The 20,605-nt window shown below is 45.7% G+C and carries 21 protein-coding genes; 15 read left to right on the forward strand and 6 right to left on the reverse strand.

Annotated elements, in window-relative coordinates:
* Window positions 1-176: 176 nt before the first annotated feature.
* Window positions 177-701: an FxsA family protein gene (locus tag BZA03_RS12175; protein ID WP_110288924.1), complete on the reverse strand. Its 525-nt coding sequence runs from the start codon at window positions 699-701 to the stop codon at window positions 177-179.
* 214 nt (window positions 702-915) lie between these two features.
* Between BZA03_RS12175 and cutA the strand changes: the two genes are divergently transcribed.
* The 8 genes from cutA to BZA03_RS12215 all read left to right on the forward strand — a co-directional run bounded on the left by cutA (window position 916) and on the right by BZA03_RS12215 (window position 8,710).
* Entirely contained in the window at window positions 916-1,230 is a 315-nt protein-coding gene (gene cutA / locus BZA03_RS12180; RefSeq protein WP_110288925.1) for a divalent-cation tolerance protein CutA, read from the forward strand.
* A gap of 63 nt (window positions 1,231-1,293) precedes the next feature.
* A complete protein-coding gene (locus BZA03_RS12185) occupies window positions 1,294-3,180 on the forward strand; it encodes a protein-disulfide reductase DsbD (RefSeq protein WP_110288952.1) in 1,887 nt (628 codons plus the stop codon).
* A gap of 115 nt (window positions 3,181-3,295) precedes the next feature.
* Complete coding sequence (locus BZA03_RS12190; RefSeq protein ID WP_110288926.1) at window positions 3,296-4,105, forward strand: M23 family metallopeptidase; 810 nt, start codon at window positions 3,296-3,298, stop codon at window positions 4,103-4,105.
* A 303-nt stretch (window positions 4,106-4,408) separates the two neighbouring features.
* On the forward strand, window positions 4,409-4,849 hold the full coding sequence (gene aroQ / locus BZA03_RS12195) for a type II 3-dehydroquinate dehydratase (RefSeq protein WP_014951275.1): 441 nt from the start codon (window positions 4,409-4,411) through the stop codon (window positions 4,847-4,849).
* A gap of 14 nt (window positions 4,850-4,863) precedes the next feature.
* Complete coding sequence (gene accB / locus BZA03_RS12200) at window positions 4,864-5,328, forward strand: acetyl-CoA carboxylase biotin carboxyl carrier protein (protein WP_014951276.1); 465 nt, start codon at window positions 4,864-4,866, stop codon at window positions 5,326-5,328.
* Between the two features lie 14 nt (window positions 5,329-5,342).
* The gene (gene accC, locus BZA03_RS12205; protein WP_039228980.1) at window positions 5,343-6,686 is read left to right on the forward strand and encodes an acetyl-CoA carboxylase biotin carboxylase subunit; all 1,344 of its coding nucleotides are present in this window, start codon (window positions 5,343-5,345) and stop codon (window positions 6,684-6,686) included.
* Between the two features lie 388 nt (window positions 6,687-7,074).
* A complete protein-coding gene (locus BZA03_RS12210) occupies window positions 7,075-8,019 on the forward strand; it encodes a hypothetical protein (RefSeq protein WP_110288953.1) in 945 nt (314 codons plus the stop codon).
* Between the two features lie 250 nt (window positions 8,020-8,269).
* The gene (locus BZA03_RS12215) at window positions 8,270-8,710 is read left to right on the forward strand and encodes a hypothetical protein (protein WP_110288927.1); all 441 of its coding nucleotides are present in this window, start codon (window positions 8,270-8,272) and stop codon (window positions 8,708-8,710) included.
* A 52-nt stretch (window positions 8,711-8,762) separates the two neighbouring features.
* On the opposite strand, the gene BZA03_RS12220 is transcribed toward BZA03_RS12215, so the two are convergent.
* The 3 genes from BZA03_RS12220 to BZA03_RS12230 form a co-directional block, all read right to left on the reverse strand.
* A complete protein-coding gene (locus BZA03_RS12220) occupies window positions 8,763-9,026 on the reverse strand; it encodes a TIGR03643 family protein (RefSeq protein ID WP_110288928.1) in 264 nt (87 codons plus the stop codon).
* A 102-nt stretch (window positions 9,027-9,128) separates the two neighbouring features.
* Window positions 9,129-11,264, reverse strand: coding sequence for an exonuclease domain-containing protein (locus BZA03_RS12225; RefSeq protein WP_110288929.1), 2,136 nt, complete (start codon window positions 11,262-11,264; stop codon window positions 9,129-9,131).
* 117 nt (window positions 11,265-11,381) lie between these two features.
* Window positions 11,382-11,669: a hypothetical protein gene (locus tag BZA03_RS12230; RefSeq protein ID WP_230598863.1), complete on the reverse strand. Its 288-nt coding sequence runs from the start codon at window positions 11,667-11,669 to the stop codon at window positions 11,382-11,384.
* A 186-nt stretch (window positions 11,670-11,855) separates the two neighbouring features.
* On the opposite strand from BZA03_RS12230, the gene BZA03_RS12235 reads away from it, so the two are divergent.
* From BZA03_RS12235 to BZA03_RS12245, 3 genes are all read left to right on the forward strand, one after another.
* Complete coding sequence (locus BZA03_RS12235; protein WP_014951283.1) at window positions 11,856-12,047, forward strand: CPXCG motif-containing cysteine-rich protein; 192 nt, start codon at window positions 11,856-11,858, stop codon at window positions 12,045-12,047.
* Window positions 12,040-12,669 (forward strand): flavin reductase family protein, encoded by a 630-nt coding sequence (locus tag BZA03_RS12240; protein ID WP_110288930.1) that lies wholly within the window; start codon window positions 12,040-12,042, stop codon window positions 12,667-12,669. The genes BZA03_RS12235 and BZA03_RS12240 overlap by 8 nt, the downstream gene beginning before the upstream one ends.
* Window positions 12,670-12,891: 222 nt before the next feature.
* Entirely contained in the window at window positions 12,892-13,185 is a 294-nt protein-coding gene (locus BZA03_RS12245; RefSeq protein WP_014951285.1) for a high-potential iron-sulfur protein, read from the forward strand.
* Between the two features lie 98 nt (window positions 13,186-13,283).
* On the opposite strand, the gene BZA03_RS12250 is transcribed toward BZA03_RS12245, so the two are convergent.
* Together BZA03_RS12250 and BZA03_RS12255 are read right to left on the reverse strand one after the other, a co-directional pair.
* A complete protein-coding gene (locus BZA03_RS12250; protein WP_110288931.1) occupies window positions 13,284-14,903 on the reverse strand; it encodes an amidase in 1,620 nt (539 codons plus the stop codon).
* A 129-nt stretch (window positions 14,904-15,032) separates the two neighbouring features.
* Window positions 15,033-15,794, reverse strand: coding sequence for an ABC transporter substrate-binding protein (locus BZA03_RS12255; RefSeq protein WP_110288932.1), 762 nt, complete (start codon window positions 15,792-15,794; stop codon window positions 15,033-15,035).
* A gap of 291 nt (window positions 15,795-16,085) precedes the next feature.
* On the opposite strand from BZA03_RS12255, the gene prmA reads away from it, so the two are divergent.
* The 4 genes from prmA (at window position 16,086) to purH (ending at window position 20,338) form a co-directional block, all read left to right on the forward strand.
* Window positions 16,086-16,964: a 50S ribosomal protein L11 methyltransferase gene (prmA, locus tag BZA03_RS12260; RefSeq protein ID WP_014977763.1), complete on the forward strand. Its 879-nt coding sequence runs from the start codon at window positions 16,086-16,088 to the stop codon at window positions 16,962-16,964.
* Window positions 16,965-17,334: 370 nt separating this feature from the next.
* Complete coding sequence (dusB, locus tag BZA03_RS12265) at window positions 17,335-18,333, forward strand: tRNA dihydrouridine synthase DusB (protein WP_014951289.1); 999 nt, start codon at window positions 17,335-17,337, stop codon at window positions 18,331-18,333.
* Between the two features lie 30 nt (window positions 18,334-18,363).
* On the forward strand, window positions 18,364-18,657 hold the full coding sequence (fis, locus tag BZA03_RS12270; protein ID WP_012520109.1) for a DNA-binding transcriptional regulator Fis: 294 nt from the start codon (window positions 18,364-18,366) through the stop codon (window positions 18,655-18,657).
* 82 nt (window positions 18,658-18,739) lie between these two features.
* Window positions 18,740-20,338 carry a bifunctional phosphoribosylaminoimidazolecarboxamide formyltransferase/IMP cyclohydrolase gene (gene purH / locus BZA03_RS12275; protein ID WP_110288954.1) on the forward strand — a complete coding sequence of 533 codons (1,599 nt, stop codon included), beginning with the start codon at window positions 18,740-18,742 and terminating at the stop codon, window positions 20,336-20,338.
* Window positions 20,339-20,605 lie beyond the last annotated feature (267 nt).

The raw sequence follows: 20,605 nt of genomic DNA on the forward strand, positions 1-20,605 counted from the left end.
AAAATCGTTTCTGCACGGATAGATGGGGTAGTACCCAGATAACTTCAAGGGTTTTTAAGCAAAAAAATGTAAAAAATTTGGTTTTTTCGCTAAATACTTCTTTTTACTAGGCAAGTAAACGCCGTTTATCGCGGTAAACGGCGCTCATAACCTGACGGAGAGGGCGTTGGGGCTCGCTATTTTAAGCGCTTATCTGAATCGTTGGTGGTGTGATCGGTGTACTCACCTTCAAACACATCACCATCGCTATTATGTGAACGTGGACGCTGCGCGAAAGGACTTTGCCCAAACGGTGACCGACCCTGTCCGAAGCCTGCAGTTCCCGGCCCCATACCCGGAGCGACAACACGCATTTTCATGTGCTTACTGACCTGAGCAGCAAAGAAGTGACGTGAGCCCGGCATTGCTAAAAGGAAACCGAAAATATCGGTAATAAAGCCTGGCGTCACAAGTAAAATACCCGCAACCACCAGCATCAAGCCTTCAACTAGTTCTTTTCCTGGCACTTCATTTCGCTGCATTTTTTCTTGTGCAGTTTGCAGTGTACTCACGCCTTCGCGTTTAACAAAGTAAGCACCAATAAAGGCAGAAAGAAGTACCAAGCCAACGGTATTCCAACCACCGATCACGCTGCCCACATTTATCAGCAGCGCAATCTCGAAAATAGGTAATAGGGCAAACAGTATAAATAAAACCCGCAAAATGCTTCCTCTTTCATGTATTCATAACCTGTTATAGGGTCTTTGTACGTAATAACAAGAAAAGGTGCCCACCCTTTCGCTTAAATAGCCACTTAAAGCGACCGATAACGACCGTGATATACTGTAGCTATGAAAGAATAGTGCGACTTTTCAGGTCAATTACATATCGACCCATTAGCAAAGTAACAGGCGCGAAATAAAGTAGGAAAAGTTCATGACAATTAAGCTTGTATTGTGCACCACGCCCGATGAAAAGACAGCGCAGTTAATTGCCAGCACGCTTGTTGAAGAAAAGCTTGCCGCCTGCGTCAACATAATCAAGAGTATAGAGTCCGTTTATGAGTGGCAGGGGAAGGTGGAAACCGACGCAGAATGCCAACTGCTTATTAAAACGAACACACAACACGTTTTACAGGCCTTCGATAGAGTAAGCGAACTACATCCGTACGATGTCCCTGAATGGTTAGAACTTAATGCTGAGGCTAGCAGCGCTTACGGTCAGTGGTTACAAACCACGCTACAGCGCTAGTTAAAACGTAATTCTAATAAAAATAACGACAACGCAAAATAGATAAAAATGAACTGTAACTTTATGACTTTACCTCCTTTTCCATCAGGCACTGCATCAGCTTCACTGTTTCGTCGCTTTAGCGCTTATGTACTTTCAGCATTTTGTTTAATGACGTTATTAAGCACGTTCGTCTTGGCTCAGGTGCCCAATGCCTTTGACGATCCGTTCGTGGATGAACCCCAGTTTTTAGATGTAGACCAAGCGTTTGCGTTCGATTTTAACCAAAAAGGCGACGCGCTTACGGTAAGTTTCGATATTGCGGAAGGCTATTATCTGTATCTAAAGCAGTTTAAGTTTGTGGCGAAACAAGCCGAAATTGGCGAGCCTGAGTACCCAAATGGGATAATGATTCAGGATGAGTTTTTTGGCGAGTCTGAAGTGTTTTATAACGGCGTATCTATTACCTTACCCATTGAGTCAGCACTCAGTGACGGCGTAGTAAAAATTCGCTATCAAGGCTGTGCTGACGCAGGGCTTTGCTACCCGCCCACAGTGAAAGTCGTGTATTTAAATGAAGTGGGAAGCAGTGCAGTTGCTGAAACAGATACGGCCTCAGAACCAAATAACTCAGCAACCTCTTCGCAAAGCGAGCAGTTCGATTTAGCGCAAAGGCTAATTGATAAAGATAACCTTGTTCTCACTTTAGCTCTATTTTTTGCACTAGGCGTAGGCTTAGCTTTTACCCCTTGCGTGTTCCCCATGTACCCCATAGTGTCGGGCATTGTGATTGGTCAGGGCAAACCTAAAACCGCATCGCATTCATTCTGGCTAACCTTTGTTTACGTTCAAGGTATGGCGATTACCTACTCGCTGCTTGGATTAGTGGTTGCTGTAGCCGGAGCGCAGTTTCAAGCTGCGCTTCAACACCCTGTGGTGCTGGGCGTATTCATTGTGCTATTTGTGGCGCTGGCCGTTGCTCTGTTTGGTGGCTTTGAAATTCAGCTGCCAGCAAAGTATCAAGAAAAGCTCACTCACATGAGTAACAATCAAACACCCGGCAGCTTTGCAGGGGTGTTTATTATGGGTGTATTGTCTGGTCTTATCGCTTCACCCTGCACTACTGCGCCGCTAACCGGCATATTGCTATTCATCGCTCAAACTGGCGATATGACGCTAGGTTTTGTTTCGCTTTACTTGTTAAGCATAGGTATGGGCGTTCCACTTATTCTGTTCGGCATGACAGGTGGAAAACTCCTACCTAAAGCAGGTAACTGGATGAATGTGGTTAAGGTTACCTTTGGCTTCATGATGCTTGCCGTGGCCATTGTGTTTATTGAGCGTTTATATAATAGCCCTGCCACTGGCTTCCTATGGGGATTGCTTGGCTTCGGTTTGTTCGGTTACTACTGGGTACTCAATCGCGCCAGCAAAAACTCACTGATGAAGCTTGTACGTGCTGTTGTGGTTGCAATAGGCATTATGGGAAGTGCTGGCCTTACCTATCAAGCAGGTCTCAACACCGGACTTTGGGGCGAGCACTCTGATGGTGTCCACGCAGGGCATCCAGACTTTGTTGTTGCGCGAGACTTGGCAGACTTACGTAATAAAATAGCGGCGGCTAACGCACAAGGTAAAACCGTAATGGTCGATTTGTACGCCGACTGGTGCGTAGCCTGTAAGGAATTTGAAAAGTACACCTTCCCTGACGAGAAAGTGGTATCTGCACTTAGTAATACGGTATGGATGCAAATGGACCTTACCGATAACACACCAGAACGTCAGGAGATTTTTGACACCTTTACTGTGCTAGGTCTGCCTACCATTTTGTTCTTTGACGAAAACGGCGACGAGCTAACCAAAGCTCGTGTCACCGGGTTTATGAAAGCAGACGCCTTTGCCGGTCACGTAAACGAGTGGCTTAACAATGGGTCTAACACTAATGACGGTCAAAGTGGTCGCTTGGACTAAGGCGCGTCGATTCCAGGACTTTCCTCTTCTCATATGGCGAGTATGGCGAGCAGTGCGAAGCGCTGCTCTCTTTATCTTGGGTAGAAACGGGGTTCAGAAAAGAAGGTTGGATTCAATGCTGGCCTTCTTATTTATTTCGCTCACTTTTTCCCTATCAGTAACAGCGAAAACCACGGGGTGCTTTGATAACAAACGCTTTTGTTTTGAACTTACGCCTTCGTCTTCTTCTCTTTATTTAGTCTCAGTACAGAGAAAAGTAGAATTGCCCGTAGCGCTAACTCTGTATTCCAATGTTATGCAAGACATTCCCACAGGCAATGGGGAGCTTAAATCGAAAGCCCACGTTAACGCATTTTTAGATACCAATGACCAAGTGCCCCTTGGCGTAGTAAAAAATGCCGACGCATTCTGGGCATCTATGCGCGTTAAATGGACGGTGGGGCGCGTAGACGCGATACACGACAACGCCTATACGTATCTGCCACCGCTACAGCCAGCTAGCAAATACCGTATTGTTCAAGGCTTTAACGGCAATTTTAGTCATTCTGGTGCGTCAAGGTATGCTCTCGATTTTGCCGCGCCTGTAGGTACACCTATTTTAGCCGCCCGGGAAGGCGTAGTGATCGACACGAAAGATGACGGCACGAAAGGCGGGCCAACGCCGAAGTTTGCAAAATACGCTAACTACGTTGTTATTCTTCATAGCGACGGAACCACCGGCGAATACTACCACCTGAAATATAAAGGTGTTGCTGTGACAAGAGGGCAAGTCGTGGAACTCGGGCAGCTTATCGGTTATACCGGCAATACGGGGTTTTCTTCCTTACCCCACCTTCACTTTGGCATATATGTAGCCAAATTCCATGGTAAGTACGTAAGTGTCCCCTTTTCCTTCGACAGCGCCCTAACTAAGGCCTCGCCTTAGCATTTATAGCAATACATACTGATACTTTTCGTTAAAACTGCCATCTCATCCCCCACTAACGCCTTCTGAGAGTGCAGCATGCTGCGGTTTCACAGGCAGCAAATAAGCAAACTTTCCAATAAACTTTGCGCCGAAAACACCTGATTAGACCAGTATTTTGCTGCGAAATCTTTATCTATCACTATAATCAGCATTTAACACAATCAACGAGCAAATTTATTGGCTTTTTTTCGTGCAACTGTCACAAAAGTTTGTTGAAATGGCAATAACCGTGACTTTTTCCCGAAGATAGCAGCAAACTAGATGAATATTTTGTTATTGAACGGCCCTAACCTGAATATGTTAGGCCAAAGAGAACCCGACAAATACGGCACACAAACCTTGCAAGACATCGTAGATGATTTGCAGGCGCAGGCTGCGTCAAGCAACGTGACCTTAACGCATTTTCAGTCAAACGCTGAGTTTGAACTGATTGATCGCGTGCACGCTGCTATGGGTACTGTTGATGCCATTATTATTAATCCTGCTGCCTTCACGCACACCAGCGTCGCCCTTCGCGATGCATTATTAAGTGTCAATATCCCGTTTATTGAAGTGCATTTGTCGAACGTTCACGCCCGTGAACCGTTTCGTCATCATTCCTATTTTTCTGATGTTGCAGCTGGCGTCATTGTTGGCCTTGGTGCCATGGGCTACTCGCTCGCGCTAACTGCAGCAATCAACTTACCGAAATCGCATAAATAAAGCAGAGACAGAACATGGATATTAGAAAGATTAAAAAACTCATCGAACTAGTGGAAGAATCTGGCATTGCCGAGCTAGAGATCACTGAAGGCGAAGAGTCTGTACGCATCCACCGTGGCCCAACGGGTGTTCAAGCGCCAATGAACTACAGCTTTGCAGCTCCTGCTGCACCGCAAATGGCACCTGCTCCAGCGGCGGCCGCTACCACTGCTTCTGAAGCACCAGCAGAGCCAGCTCAGCCAGAAGGTCACGTTGTTAAGTCTCCAATGGTAGGTACGTTCTACCGTGCATCTTCACCAACGGCAAAAGCATTTGCAGAAGTGGGTCAGCAAGTGAAAGTTGGCGACACGCTTTGTATCGTTGAAGCGATGAAGATGATGAACCAAATTGAAGCAGATAAAGCCGGTGTGGTTAAGGCAATCTTGGTTGAAAACCAAGACCCTGTAGAATTTGACCAGCCAATGTTCATTATTGAATAAGCGAGTGCTTAACTATGCTAGATAAAGTACTTATTGCTAACCGTGGTGAGATTGCCCTGCGTATTTTGAGAGCCTGTAAAGAACTAGGCATCAAAACCGTAGCAGTGCACTCTACTGCGGATAAAAACTTGAAGCACGTGTTGCTGGCTGACGAATCAATTTGTATTGGTAAAGCATCAGCAACCGAAAGCTACCTGAACATTCCTCGCATTATTGCTGCTGCAGAAGTCACTAACTCTATTGCTATTCACCCAGGTTACGGTTTCCTAGCGGAAAACGCAGACTTTGCTGAAGCGGTAGAAAAAAGCGGCTTTATTTTCATTGGCCCTAAAGCTGAAACTATCAACCTTATGGGTGACAAAGTTTCTGCTATCAACGCCATGAAAAAAGCAGGCGTACCGTGTGTACCCGGTTCTGACGGCCCGCTAACTGACGACGTAGAGCGCAACAAAGCCATTGCTAAGCGCATTGGTTACCCAATCATCGTAAAAGCTGCGGGCGGCGGCGGTGGTCGTGGTATGCGCGTGGTGCGCAGCGAAGCTGAGTTGATTAAAGCCATTGAAACAACGCAAGCGGAAGCTGGCGCTGCATTCGGTAACTCAACGGTTTACATGGAAAAATTCCTTGAGAACCCACGTCACGTTGAAATTCAGGTATTAGCCGATGGCCAAGGTAACGCCATTCACTTAGGTGAGCGTGACTGTTCAATGCAACGTCGCCACCAAAAAGTGGTTGAAGAAGCGCCTGCACCGGGTATTTCTGAGCAAATGCGCACCAAGATTGGCGATCGCTGCCGCAAAGCCTGTATTGAAATTGGCTACCGCGGAGCAGGTACTTTCGAGTTCCTATATGAAAACGGTGAATTCTATTTCATTGAAATGAATACCCGTATTCAGGTAGAGCACCCTGTATCTGAAATGATCACAGGCGTTGACCTTATTAAAGAGCAGCTTCGCATTGCAGCCGGTCAGCCACTGTCAATTGATCAGTCGCAAATTCAAATTCGTGGCCACGCTATTGAATGTCGAATTAACGCAGAAGATCCACAAACCTTTATTCCTAGCCCTGGTCCTATCGATATGTTCCATGCGCCAGGTGGTTTAGGTATTCGTTGGGAGTCGCATATTTACGCGGGCTACCACGTACCTCCTTACTACGATTCAATGATAGGCAAGCTTATCACTTACGGTGAAAGCCGCGACGAAGCGATTGCTCGTATGCGCCACGCCCTTGAAGAGATTGTGGTTGAAGGAATTAAAACGAATATCCCTCTTCAGCGTGCCATTATGGCCGATGAAAACTTCTTCGCGGGTGGAACCAACATCCACTACCTAGAGAAGAAGCTAGGTTTAGCCTAATCCCCCCTTTGGGCTACACGCTGTTTTTTGTGTAGCCCAATTTTCTTTCTTCGCTATTCGCTATTCGCTATTCGCTATTCGCTATTCGCTATTCGCTATTCGCTATTCGCTATTCGCTATTCAGCACATTCTAATTTTCCGATTACTACAATCAATTTTTAACGATTTTCCTATTTAAAACTTGGTTCTATACTGCATACAAGTTTTAAGACATCTCCCTGAGTTTTAATGCTTTTGTGTGTTTTACCCTCATTGGAGTCCCACTCCACTTATTGCCGGCATCCCTGCCGGCTTTTTTTGTATTTTTTTCCTTAAACCGCTATTCGTTGCGCTAAGTAATTAGATTTAATGTATAAACTACTTAATCATGTTGTTTAGGGTTAAACAGGTGCGAAATCCTTTTTTGTTTATTTTACCGCTGATAGCCATTGCAGGAACTAACGCGCAGGCAGAACAAATAGCGCCCACCTTCTCACAGAAGCTAGATATTCAGGTTCGTTACGATAATCGTTCCAACCGCCCGAGCCGCGAACAATATCGACTGCGTTACTATCCCTCTCTTGCCATCACTTCTGCGTGGTCAGTAAACAGCTTTGTGGTGACTGGCGATGACTTTTCATCAAGTCACAATACATTCGGCAGCGACAACACTGATTATCTCTACGCAAGGCGTCTGTACTTAAGGCATGAAACCGATTCGGGGAAAACTGAGTTAGGTGTTATTCCAACTTACAAAGGGCGTGTTTCTTCCACCGGCTTGTCGAAAGATGGTTGGATAACGGGGGTACGTCATGTGAGGCAATTGCAAAACGACACCGCCATTGAAATAGTCGTTGGTCAACTTGCAAATGCTGAAGCATCTGAAGCCTTTAATTTTGGCGGAGAGGATGAGTATTTCGAAATTGAATATTCGGCCAAGATGGGACAACGACATAGCTACGAAGCCAGTTTTGAAAGAATGCTGAACGGTACGTTTGCCCGGGCAGAATATCGATTACGTATTAATGAACAAGATACCGCGTTCATTGAATTAGTGCAGCGTACTGATGAAAGTGCTGCGAAAGTTGTAGTGGGCACCAGCGGTGAATTCGCTGCAAGCGCTTTTAACACATCATATCCTATCGAATATTTTGCTTACTATTCCTATATAGACAGTAGTTTTGGTGAGCGCGCTGAATTAATTGAAGACTTTCTAGGAACAGGTCACGGCGGCTCTCTGGAATTTAGTGGCGTGCTATCGGAGAAGCATGATGTTGAATGGTTTATAAGAGCTGATGTGGTAGATAGCGTCAGTCGATTACTGGCAGGAGTAAAACTCTCCTTCGATGGTTGAATGAAACGAAGCGCCTACTCCACATAAAAAAGGCCCATCAAACGATGGGCCAAACAGCAAGAACGCGTACACACTTTAACAGTGCATAATAAGTTACGGCTTGTCGCCATTGTGAGTTCAATTGCCGCAGATTACGTATTTTTAATCTCTTGAGCTTTAAACTTAAAGTTGAGTTTATTAAACTTTAGTTTAATGAAGCGCTAAAGCTCGTACTGTTTAACTCTAATAATCGTAATTTGAAGGTGTTCTTGTGCCCAGCCGTTACGCTCAGTTCAAAGAAAAACTTCCCATTTCCCGACTCTCCGATGAAGCGGTGCTTGCGTTTCGCGTCCTTTTTGATGATCCTCTCGATATCGTAGACTTAGCGCAAGATATATCTGACTTAACGCTTTACCCGGAACGGCTGAAAGACAGTTATAGAAAGGAGTGGGAAGCCTACGTGCTAAAGGCACTGGCGTTTGAGATCAAACAACATGCAGACGTTTCTCCTGCAGAGTTCATTGAGCTTGTAATGAACAAGGTAGAAGCGATTCAGCAAAATAACGACACCTATCAAAATCTATTGCGTCAGGTTCAACACGCGAAGAGTATTTTGCAATCAGAAAACACGATCGTTTTTCCTACCCCCATGCGTCAGCAGTTAACTGCGTTTCTTTTGCCGATTACTACTATTTCGCCTCCCAAAAAATAAAGGCAGCTACAACGTAAGGCAGTTCCGCTTCTATAGGAAAGGCTTCTACACGCTACTTATTAGCGCCTTTAAATTTGTACTGAGAGGGGCAGTATCCTCTGTCCACACCTTCAGGGCGCAGGCTGGCATGTTTGGTTTTTCTACCCGACACGCGCTCTCGCCAGTTCTTGAAGGTTTTCGGTTTGAGATTTTTACGCATAAGCTTTATCACATCTTTTTCAGGCAGCCCGTATAAACGCTCTATTGCCTCGAAAGGCGTACGGTCTTCCCACGCCATTTCAATTACCCGTGATTCTTGTTCTTCAGTTAATGCCATTTCTTACATCTCAATATGCGTGTTTAACCCCACTACATACTTATTTTCGGCTCATTTTGTTCAGTTCAACTACGCTAAAGTTCCAAACAATTAGTGGCCGACTTAAACGCTCACTTGCTCATCGTCTTTTTCAAACGCTAGCTTCAACAACTCGGCGGCGGCCTTCGCATCGCTCAGCGCGCGGTGATGCTGCTCCATTTCTATGTGAAAATGCTTTGTTAAGTTTGCCAGCGAGTAAGAAGGCAGCCCAGGATAGGTGCGACGCATTTCGCGAACGGTACACATTTTGGGTCGCCTGAAACTTTGCTCTAGTCTTGCAAACTCTTGCTTGATGAACCCGTAGTCAAAGTTTACGTTGTGAGCAACGAACACAGCGTCTTCGGTGAAATTTGCCACGTGTTCCGCTACTTCAGCAAAAAGCGGAGCATCTGCCACCATGTCATCCGAAATTCCAGTAAGGCGGGTAATGTTGCTAGGAATGCGGCGCTGCGGATTTAACAGGGTTTGAAACCTGTCTACCTCTTTCCCACCAACAAGTTTTACCATACCTATTTCGGTAATCCGGTTGTAGCTGCTGTTTCCTCCAGTGGTCTCTATATCTACCACAACATAAGGCTGTGCTGGGTCGCGTATCCATTTCACTGTTGTTACCGCAACGTCAAATCCAGCTTGCTGCAAACGTTGAATTGAAACCAGCTGATTTCGGCGAAGCTGATCGCCAGGCGCTTTGATTTCTTCAAAGCGAAGTGCGCCGTCAAATACCATGATATCGGGGAAGCCATCTCGGAGGCTCTCAAAGTCTTTGCACATCATGCGAAGTAAAGCATAAATCGAATCTAGCGAACCATGCTCAATTAGCGCTTCTATAGGCGTAAGCAAATGACTAGACCACATAAACAGGCTATTAACTTTGCCATAGTGCATCGTGGCCATTTTGTGAATGTGAAAACGCAGTTTTTCTTTGCTATCAAGCGCCTGTAACAACGCTTCAATACTGTGTTCAAACTTAGCGTAAAAGTTATTCTGTTTAAGCGATAACGGTCTGCGATCAAACTCCGTAACCAGCGTGTCTTCTTCGTAAAGTTGCTTCCAAAAGGTAAGGCCGAACAAACTGCGCCATAATCGGTTTTCCGTGCGCCAGCCTTCAATGCCGCGCCTTGCATAATGCGCCAGCACACCACGCTCAACCTGTTGGTTTTGGCTTACGTCAATATCCAGTGTACGGCTAGCATTGCGAAGCATGTCGGTAACCGTGCTGGTGCGTTTTTTGTGGTATTTACGGGCATAGAAATCTTCTGCAAATGCTAACAGCGTATCCGATTGCGGATTATCAATTATCTCTTCAAGGGTCTGTTTAACACTATTTTCATTTCCGTCCTTGTAGCTCTCTCTTAACCACTTTTCTTTTGCCTTATCGCTTTGCGCCGCTTTCAATACTTCTAGCCCTTTCGCTCTATCAAACATCAGTACTTTTAGGCCTAATGCATAGAGAAACTGGTCGCGATAAAAACAGGCCGACACACCTTCTGTAATGGGCAGTTCACCTTCGGCAATGGCAAGCAACATATCATCGTTATAAAAAGCTAACTGGCTGTAATGGTTAGCGTAAAACCATGAAGCTTGGGCGTCGCTTTTAGTTTCAAAACGCGCCGTATCCGTTACGGAATCAGAACGGGTTCTCATTACGCCTAAATCGCGCATAGAAAACTGATTTAGACGGCTTTTGGTGTTACCAAAATAGATAAACAGCAAATAGCGAAGTGCATCGTCGAACAAGCACACTAAGTAGTTATCTAGCGAAAAGCGCTCTGGCCAGCCTCTAGCTTCGATATGTTCATTAAGCAACGTCACGAGTTTAGGCTTGGTGAGAGATGCGAGCCCCTGAATACTGCCGTATTCAGCAAGTAGCTCAAGCAGAGCATTCTTGGTCAAGACACCTGCGATGTCATTAAGCGAAGCGTGGGTAAGGTCACCAAACCAGCCGTTGTCGGTAAGCCAATCTATTTGCTCTTGTGGCACAGCGATTTCGCTATAATTGAACTGCGTCCTGTCAATCACTGCGTACTTGCGATTTGCAGCGCGCACAACAATACACTGTTTGTCATCGTCTAACGCTTTAAAACGCCTAACAAAGTCAGTGGCTTCGTCACTTAGAAGCGCCCTGCTAGCACCCTCAAAGAACCCAAGGAACTCGTGAAAGTGTGTAAGGTAATAACGTGGCGGTAAATCTTTTCGCATGAGGTATCTTTGGCTATGAAAACACCAATAGTGTATATTTATACAGCCACGCGAATCAAATTAAATCCTCCGCGATTGGGTATCACATCTGCTGCTAATAGTGCACAGCGTGTACTTTTACACGCGTACGCGCTGTTTAGACACCCAATGAAAGAACGAAGAAAGCTGCGCATCTGCCAATAAACGCTGCAAATTGAAGTAGTGTTTGGCCAACGTCATCTCATCATAAAATCGATGTATACCGCTGTGACATTGTCTGCAAATGTAAATGCCGTCCTGAAGCTCCGCTTTGCTAAAGTGCTTTTTAAAATAGGTACGCCTGTGCATTTTTCGCGGAATAAGATGATGGTAAGTAAGGCGAGTTTCTCTATTACAGCACGGGCATTGACCAACTTTATTTGCCACAAGGTCACCTTTTTCGTCTATCACATCTATTGTTTGTGCACCCAGTTTTCTGATTACTCATAAGCGTCAAATGGCAGTCTTGCCCTTTTCTCTTAAAATCAGATACAAGGGGCGTGTCTAAAAGAAAATCCACTCGTCTTTGCATTACGTAACAAATAGCATTAGTGATTACAAAGGCATTTAAATATGAGTTTAACTCGTTCCATGAGCTTTTCCTGTCCTTACTGTATGGCCCCAAATGATGTTGAAATAGATGAAATTAACGATGTTGGCCAAGTACAGGTGCTCGACTGCCAAGTGTGTTGTCAGCCCATTGAGCTTACTGCTTATCAGCACGGTGATGACATTCAGATAGAGGCAGAAAGAGAGAATGACTAAGCAGTTTACCCGCGGTGATATAGACGCCCTTGCACAGCGCTACCGCGCAAACCTAATTAATAGTTTGTCTGGTTTTAAATCGGCGACTTTGGTGGGTACAACAAACGGCGTTACAAACAATTTGGCTATAGTGAGCTCTATTGTTCATGTCGGTGCAAACCCGCCTCTCATTGGCATGATCATGCGTCCTCATACCGTCACGCGAGATACGTTAAGCAATATAAAACAGCAGGGCTTTTATTCGCTAAATCACGTGTCTGTTGACTGGGTCGACAAAGCCCACCAAACATCAGCCCGCTATGCGCCAGATGAAAGTGAATTTGAAGCCGTTGGGTTAACCGCGCAGCTCAGTGAGTCCTTCAGTGCGCCGTATGTCAAAGAAAGTGAAATTAAAATGGGCTTAAAAGTAGCACAGCATTTTACTTTGCTTAATGAAACCGAAATGGTTATCGGCGAAATCCAGGAGCTCTACGTTCCTGAGCAAATAATAGATTCAGACGGCTATGCAGATATAGAGCAAGCGCAAACGGCCTGTATCTCAGGCCTAGACAGCTACCACAGCACACAACGAATTGCGCAATTTGCATATGCAAAGCCCGATGTAAAGTTAACCGTGAAGTGAACTAATAAACTGTCCAGCGGTCTTATATTCAATACTTAAGATTGTAACTCTGAAGTTTATTTAATCTGGATCAAGCGAAAGTGCGACATTTCGTTCGATCTTTTTTCAAAAAGAGATAGTATTTAAACATGAAACAAAACCTGCCTCTTTGGGCAGGTTTTTGCGTTTAAGGCACTGAATAAAAAAGAATCATTATCGTTTCTATCTCTTAAGGAGAATGTTATGAAATCTGTAAATCGCCGTGACTTTTTAAAGCTTTCTGGCTCGACGGTTATCGGTCTTACATTAGGTGGTGTAGCGTTACGTGCTCAGGCTCAAGAACAATTGAGTGCTGATGACCCTACTGCAAAAGCACTGAACTACACACCGTCGTCAACTGTTGAAGGTGCAAAATGCGCAAACTGCATGTACGTGCAGGGCGCCGATGGCGAACAACACCGCCCTTGTAACATTTTCCCTAATAAGCTTGTTAACGCTGATGGCTGGTGTAGCGCTTGGGTGAAAAAGCCTGGCTAACCAATCGAAAGAAAAGACGTTCAAAAGCCCTTGAGTTAAACCAAGGGCTTTTTTCGTTTCTGTTGAGGCGAAATACGATTATGTATCCTCATTTCCCGCTAGCGAACTACGTCAATTCCGTCTTCGATACCTTTTAGCGCTGGGTTGTCAAAACGTGTAGGCAGAAGGCCAGGCTTAATGAAGAAGCCGTGTTTTGCTTCAAAGACTCTACCTATTTTCAACACGCTTTCGTCTTGCCACTTTCCACCAATAAAGCTAATCCCCACAGGAAGATCTTTCACCTGTCCAGCGGGCACTGTGAGATGCGGATATCCTGCAATTGCGGCCAAATACCCGATACCGATGAAACCGACAGGCGAATGGTCACCATATACGCCGTCTATTAAAAAAGAAGGGCTGTTTGAGGGCGCAACTAGTACATCAACATTGTGCTTTGCTAACAACGTATCAATACCATTTTTGCCCGCCGTGTCTTGAATAAGGCGCAGTGCATTTTGATACTTTTCGCTGTCAATGGCTGCCGACGCGAGCGATTTTTCGAAAATGTCTTGATTGAATAGCGCTAACTCGCGCTCTGTTTTGTTATTGAAATCGATAAGCTCAGACAAGTTCCTTGCAGGGAGTTCTGCCGGCGACCCCGACAAGTATTCGTTAATACTATGATGGAACTCGCTCAGCAGAACATTATAGGAGTCGGCCCAAAATGAATCTGGCTGAGAGAAGTCACTGATGTCCACCAGCGTCGCGCCCGATGCTTTAAGCTGGTTCAACGCCTTTTCATAAACAGCCAGTACATGAGGGTTATCGCCCTGGCGGTACCTAACCACACCAATACGCTTGCCTTTTAAATCTGTAGCCAGCATTGACGATGTTGGCATAGAAGGGCGGTGAGACTCAGCGTCTAGTGTCGCGTTGTCGCTTGCATCAGGGCCCGCCATGATTGCCGTCATCAGCCAGGCGTCTTGAACGTTAGACGTCATTGGTCCTGCGGTGTCCTGGCTGAAAGAAATAGGCACTATGTGAGTTCTGGAAAGCAAGCCCACGGTTGGTTTAAAGCCGACTACCCCGTTTATGGATGCCGGACAAATAATAGAGCCATTGGTTTCGGTGCCCACGGCAAGTGACGCGAGGCGAAGTGACATGGCAGCGCCCGAGCCCGATGACGAGCCACAAGCACTTCTTGATAGCATATGGGGATTTCGGGTAAGCCCGCCAACTGCACTCCAGCCGCTGATAGAGGATTCAGAGCGAAAGTTTGCCCATTCAGACAAATTGGTTTTACCCAAAATAATTGCCCCTGCCGCTTTCAGTTTTTCTACGATAGGCGCATCGCGACCAGTGTCATTAGTAATAAGCGCCATTGAGCCCGCTGTGGTGGGCATCTCTTTACTTTCTATATTATCTTTAAGCAGCACGGGAATACCTGCCAGAGGGCCAAGCGTCTCGCCATTCGCTAGTCGTTTATCGATGGCCTTCGCTTCGGTCAGCGCGTTAGGATTCAACGCTAAGACGCTATTTACCTTTTCATCTAGTCGTTCGATTCGCGCAAGATAACCGCTAACGAGCTCAGCAGATGTCGTGTCGCCACTCGCAATAGCTTGCGCCTGAACGTGAGCAGGCTTATCTAACCATTGCTCAATCTTATCTGTATGATTTGCTTGAGACACGCATGCAGTGCATAGCACGACTACGGCCAGCAAAAAAACCTGTTTCAACATAAACCTTTCCTTAACGTATGATCCTAGCGCCTGTTACTCCTTCTTATTATGCAGCGTTTAACGGCAATAGAAGGTAACGTAATGTTAGTTTCTTATACGTTGAATCAGAAATAGTTCACTGTCTAAGAATTATTTTGCCGTTTCCGCTACGGGAAGCTTATGAAGGAGGTTATCGAGCTTATATTCATCAAGCAGTAACTGATACCGCCCATCTTCAATAAATAACCGAAGGGTGGCGTTGAACTTGGCTCTTAGCGCTGGGTTGGGGATTGCAGCACTGTAAGGCGATATAGGAAAAAGCTCATGAAAGACGGTTGCGTCTTCGGCATAAGCACTGTTTGCAGATTTGAAGTAGTTGAAAATATTTCTATCGAGAATGGCAACATCGACGCTGCCGCGCATCAGCATGTCCACTTGACGATCTTGTCGTGCCATTTCTATATAGGTAGTTTGCGATGCGAGAGTTCGCCCAAAGTCCTCACCTAATACCGATTGAGCGGTTTGAAAAGCAATGACGCTTTTACCTTTCAAATCGTCGATACTGTCTATCGTCAGTTCTCTGTCTGCCCGTGTTACCACGACGTTCTGATAGATAATATATGGCTCAGATAAAATGCTTTGATCGACCGTGTGTGCAGGATTAAGGGTAAGTCCAATGTCAACGGCGTCATCTTTTAATAACCTTGCCGTACGCCCGAAAGGAACATAAATAGGCGACAATCCATATCCCATTTCAGCAAGGATCGCCCGCACCAAGTCAACTTCAAAGCCGGTGTGTTCTTGTGAAATAACGTATGGAGGCTTGTTCCAGCCTACAACCACATCTAGCTCTTTCGCGCTAAGCGGTATGATAAAACACAGTAAACAAACAGCAGATAAAAGTGCGCGCATACAACAGATGAACCAGACTATAAATTAAACGATACCCTTCTCATAATATAAACTTATATTAGAATTTCACCAGTCGACAAAAGGTTAGTTTTTCTCGAGGCTTACGTAATCAATTGAGCAGCCAAGTTTTATTGGGTACTTGAGAGCCTGTTGAAAACCAAAGTGGTTAGATTTGATCATGCCTCTGTAAGCATCGCGTTCTCATTTACTGAAAGCTTTTCGCTTGCCTGCATTTTGTTTACTGCCAAGCAAAGGTACAATAATGCGCAAAGGTCTCAATGAACGATAACTATGGCTTGGCTACAACTTCGAATTAATACCTCCTCTGAACATGCAGAATCAATAGGCGACATGCTGACGGCCAACGGCTCACAAGCAGTGACCTATGTGGATGCGAAAGACACCCCTATGTACGAGCCCAAGCCGGGTGAAGTGTTACTGTGGCCCGATACACAAGTCGTCGGCTTATTTGAAGCTGATGCCGATATGAAAGGCATCCTTCAGCGCTTGGGTAAAGCCAAAGTCTTAGGCCCTGATTTTAAATATAAGCTTGAGCCACTTGAAGACAAAGACTGGGAGCGAGAGTGGATGGATAACTTCCATCCCATGCAATTTGGCGAGCGCTTGTGGATATGCCCAAGCTGGCGCGATGTTCCCGATCCAAACGCCGTTAACGTAATGCTAGATCCTGGGCTTGCCTTTGGTACTGGCACGCACCCTACAACAGCGCTTTGCTTGCGCTGGCTAGACGGCATAGATATGACAGATAAAACCGTTGTCGATTTTGGCTGTGGCTCTGGAATATTAGCGCTGGCTGCGTTGAAATTGGGTGCTAAACGCGTCATCGGCATTGATATCGACCCACAAGCGCTACAAGCAACAAAAGAAAATGCACGACGCAACGGCGTTGAAGACCGTTTGGATGTATACCTTCCTGAAGACCAGCCTGAGCTTGAAGCCGATGTCGTAATGGCGAACATCTTGTCAGGTCCATTACTAGAACTTCAAAGCGTGATTACAAATTACTGCAAATCAGGCGGTTTGTTAGTCCTTTCTGGCATTTTGGCGGAGCAAGTTACGCGCATAGAAGAAGCGTACGCTAACGATATTACTCTTGAACCCAGTGCCATTGATGGTGAATGGGCGAGAGTGTCGGGCAAAAAACACTAAGTTTGAGTGATAAACCGACCAGTCGGTGAAAATTACGCCCAGTTAGAATAGTGTGTTTTCGGTAAACCACCTCAAAATTGCGACGAAAATTTGTACGACAAAGCACGTTACCGCCTAATTAATTGTTAATTTTTTTCACATTACAGCCCTTTCAAATCGGGGGCTGTAAGACTTTCGTACAATATTTAAACTAAAAATCGACGTTAGCTTACTAATGTGACAGATTTTTTTCACTGTCAAGACCACGGAGTGAAATTTTGTGCGATTTTTAGCCTTTTCAAGCCTTGCGAAAACACGTACACTTAGCGCCCCGTTTTAGCCGGGTGTATATTTTCTGTGCAGTTTTAGATGGCGAGCTATACATTTTACAATGCGAATTGGACCTTACGAGTTAGAAAACAATTTGATGTTGGCCCCCATGGCTGGCGTAACAGACAGACCGTTTCGCCAACTTTGTAAGCGCTTAGGTGCAGGGCTTGTTGTTTCAGAAATGCTTTCGAGTAATCCGAAAGTTTGGAACACAGCTAAATCACAAGCGCGTATGAATCATGAGGGTGAAGAAGGCATTCGCTCTGTACAGATAGCTGGGGCTGATCCTGAGCTTATGGCTCAAGCAGCACAATTTAATGTTGAGAACGGTGCGCAAATCATCGATATCAACATGGGTTGTCCTGCTAAAAAGGTCAATAAGAAGCTAGCAGGTTCTGCATTGCTTCAATACCCAGACACAGTGGAAGCGATTATTAAAGCAGTAGTTAATGCTGTTGATGTACCCGTGACACTAAAAATTCGTACCGGCTGGAACCCAGAAAATCGCAATGGGGTAGAGATTGCCCGCATTGCAGAGCAAAACGGCATACAGTCGCTTGCTGTTCACGGCAGAACACGAGCTTGTATGTATAAAGGAGAAGCTGAATACAGCACCATACGTCAAATAAAGGCGGCAATTTCAATTCCTGTTATTGCAAATGGTGATATTACTTCTCCAGAGAAAGCACAAGAGGTGCTGAATTACACCGGTGCAGATGGCGTAATGATAGGTCGCGGCGCGCAAGGTAAACCTTGGATATTTAAGCAAATCCAACATTATCTTGAAACGGGCGAGAACCTACCAGCACCGCCGCTGTCAGAGTTATATGAACTCTTGCATGAGCACGTAGCCAATGTGCAGGACTTTTATGGCGACATAGCCGGTGTGAGAATTGCCCGTAAGCACGTGGGCTGGTATCTCGCGGAGCACGATACGGATCGTCAGTTTCGTAAAACGTTTAACGCTATCGATGATGCGAATGAGCAACTCGATGCACTAAATGCATATTTTCAAGCGCTGCAGACACGAGAAACCCGACAGATTTCTCCCGCAGCATAGTGATGACTAACTTAAGAGCAACACAGTATTATGTTCGATCAAAACGTGACTTCACCTTTTACTACTACAGTAACTACGCCTTCACAAACGCAAGCTCAAAAGCCACTGCGTGACTCTGTAAAGCAAGCGGTTAATAAGTACCTTAAGCAATTGGATAACGCAAACATCGATAACCTGTACGAAATGGTACTGGCTGAAGTTGAAGCGCCGCTGCTAGAAGAAGTCATGACTTACACACGCGGCAATCAAACCCGCGCTGCCATCATGATGGGCATCAACCGTGGCACACTTCGCAAGAAGCTTAAGCAATACGGCATGAACTAAGATTCCAAGGGCTTTGCCCACCAAAGAGCACCAATCGGTGCTCTTTTTGTTTCAACACTACAACATTAGAAACTTAAAATTTATGCAAACACCAAAACCAATTAAACGTGCTCTCCTTAGTGTCTCTGATAAAACCGGTATCCTCGATTTCGCGACAGCGCTGCATAACGCTGGCGTAGAACTTCTGTCGACGGGCGGTACTGCTAAACTTCTCGCTGACGCTGGCTTACCTGTTAAAGAAGTGTCTGATCACACAGGTCACCCAGAAATTATGGCTGGCCGCGTTAAAACCCTTCACCCGAAAATTCATGGCGGTATCCTTGGTCGTCGCGGTACCGATGAAGCAGTGATGGAAGAACACAGCATTGCGCCTATCGACCTTGTGGTGGTTAACCTTTACCCGTTTGCTGCTACCGTGGCAAACGAAGACTGTACGCTAGAAGATGCGATTGAAAATATTGATATCGGTGGGCCAACGATGGTTCGCGCTGCAGCGAAAAACCATAAAGATGTCACTATTGTGGTTAATGCGGCGGACTACTCGCGCGTACTTGCAGAGATGAACGACAACAACGGCTCGTTAACCTACAGCACCCGTTTCGACCTTGCCATTAAAGCGTTTGAACATACGGCCGAATACGACGGCATGATTGCAAACTACTTTGGTGCTCGTTTAGACAGCACAGGTTGTGAAGCAGACTGTGACCACCAGCACAGTGAATTCCCACGTACCTACAACATGCAGCTTACTAAGAAGCAAGACCTTCGCTATGGCGAAAATAGCCACCAAGAAGCGGCATTCTATGTTGAAAACAATGTTCAAGAAGCGTCTGTGGCTACCGCTACTCAGCTTCAGGGTAAGGAACTGTCATTCAACAACATTGCTGACACGGATGCGGCGCTAGAGTGCGTGAAGGAGTTCGAAGAGCCAGCATGTGTAATCGTTAAGCACGCTAACCCATGTGGTGTGGCCATTGGCGATGATATTTTAAGTGCCTACGACCGTGCGTTTAAAACTGACCCAACGTCTGCATTTGGTGGCATTATCGCGTTTAACCGCGAGCTTGATGCGAAAACGGCGCAAGCGATTGTTGACCGTCAATTTGTGGAAGTGATTATTGCGCCGACAGTGAGCGATGAAGCGAAAGAAGTAGTAAGTGCGAAGAAAAACGTACGTCTTCTAGCATGTGGTGACTGGACTGGTCAGCTAACTGAAGGTTATGACTTTAAGCGCGTAAACGGCGGTTTATTAGTACAAGAGCGCGACTTCGGCATGGTTGAAATGGAAGACCTAGAAGTTGTGACTAAGCGTAAGCCAAGCGAAGATGAACTACGCGACCTTATGTTCTGCTGGAAGGTAGCAAAATACGTGAAGTCTAACGCGATTGTTTACTGCAAAGACGGTATGACGGTAGGCGTGGGCGCAGGCCAAATGAGCCGTGTTTACTCTGCAAAAATTGCGGGTATTAAAGCAGCTGATGAGAACCTTGAAGTTGCAGGCTCTGTAATGGCGTCTGATGCATTCTTCCCATTCCGCGACGGTATCGACGCTGCAGCTGAAGCAGGTATTAAAGCAGTCATTCAGCCAGGCGGCTCTATGCGCGACCAAGAAGTCATTGATGCCGCTGACGAGCACGGCATAGCTATGGTGTTCACAGGTATGCGCCACTTCCGTCACTAATAAGTATTTACGCAATACCTTTTAGTGCAGGCTTAGTGAGGGACACCAACACCTAAGTTAAACACGCAGTAAAGTGGCATTTAGTGGCTTTACTGTGTGTTTGTTATTTTTCCTTAACCCTTTTAAATACGCAGACTCGAGGTCATTTGCTTGGTTGTAGTGAAATCTCATCGAAGCGACAGAGTTGCGAATTATTCTGCTAAGGCGTAAGTGCAAATAGGGGTTAGCTGATAGGCTTGATCTGACCCGTGGTAATTTGTAGTAATA

Origin of the sequence: Alteromonas sp. I10 (assembly GCF_003201515.1) — a bacterium.
GTDB lineage: Bacteria > Pseudomonadota > Gammaproteobacteria > Enterobacterales > Alteromonadaceae > Alteromonas > Alteromonas macleodii.

Excerpts from the sequence above, each read along its gene's own strand:
- BZA03_RS12220 (WP_110288928.1), bottom strand. The coding sequence starts at position 9,026 with ATGGCATTAACTGAAGAACAAGAATCACGGGTAATTGAAATGGCGTGG.
- cutA (WP_110288925.1), top strand. The coding sequence starts at position 916 with ATGACAATTAAGCTTGTATTGTGCACCACGCCCGATGAAAAGACAGCG.
- purH (WP_110288954.1), top strand. The coding sequence starts at position 18,740 with ATGCAAACACCAAAACCAATTAAACGTGCTCTCCTTAGTGTCTCTGAT.
- aroQ (WP_014951275.1), top strand. The coding sequence starts at position 4,409 with ATGAATATTTTGTTATTGAACGGCCCTAACCTGAATATGTTAGGCCAA.
- accB (WP_014951276.1), top strand. The coding sequence starts at position 4,864 with ATGGATATTAGAAAGATTAAAAAACTCATCGAACTAGTGGAAGAATCT.
- accC (WP_039228980.1), top strand. The coding sequence starts at position 5,343 with ATGCTAGATAAAGTACTTATTGCTAACCGTGGTGAGATTGCCCTGCGT.
- BZA03_RS12250 (WP_110288931.1), bottom strand. The coding sequence starts at position 14,903 with ATGTTGAAACAGGTTTTTTTGCTGGCCGTAGTCGTGCTATGCACTGCA.
- BZA03_RS12235 (WP_014951283.1), top strand. The coding sequence starts at position 11,856 with ATGAGTTTAACTCGTTCCATGAGCTTTTCCTGTCCTTACTGTATGGCC.
- fis (WP_012520109.1), top strand. The coding sequence starts at position 18,364 with ATGTTCGATCAAAACGTGACTTCACCTTTTACTACTACAGTAACTACG.
- BZA03_RS12245 (WP_014951285.1), top strand. The coding sequence starts at position 12,892 with ATGAAATCTGTAAATCGCCGTGACTTTTTAAAGCTTTCTGGCTCGACG.
- BZA03_RS12185 (WP_110288952.1), top strand. The coding sequence starts at position 1,294 with ATGACTTTACCTCCTTTTCCATCAGGCACTGCATCAGCTTCACTGTTT.
- BZA03_RS12190 (WP_110288926.1), top strand. The coding sequence starts at position 3,296 with ATGCTGGCCTTCTTATTTATTTCGCTCACTTTTTCCCTATCAGTAACA.
- BZA03_RS12225 (WP_110288929.1), bottom strand. The coding sequence starts at position 11,264 with ATGCGAAAAGATTTACCGCCACGTTATTACCTTACACACTTTCACGAG.
- BZA03_RS12240 (WP_110288930.1), top strand. The coding sequence starts at position 12,040 with ATGACTAAGCAGTTTACCCGCGGTGATATAGACGCCCTTGCACAGCGC.
- dusB (WP_014951289.1), top strand. The coding sequence starts at position 17,335 with ATGCGAATTGGACCTTACGAGTTAGAAAACAATTTGATGTTGGCCCCC.
- prmA (WP_014977763.1), top strand. The coding sequence starts at position 16,086 with ATGGCTTGGCTACAACTTCGAATTAATACCTCCTCTGAACATGCAGAA.
- BZA03_RS12255 (WP_110288932.1), bottom strand. The coding sequence starts at position 15,794 with ATGCGCGCACTTTTATCTGCTGTTTGTTTACTGTGTTTTATCATACCG.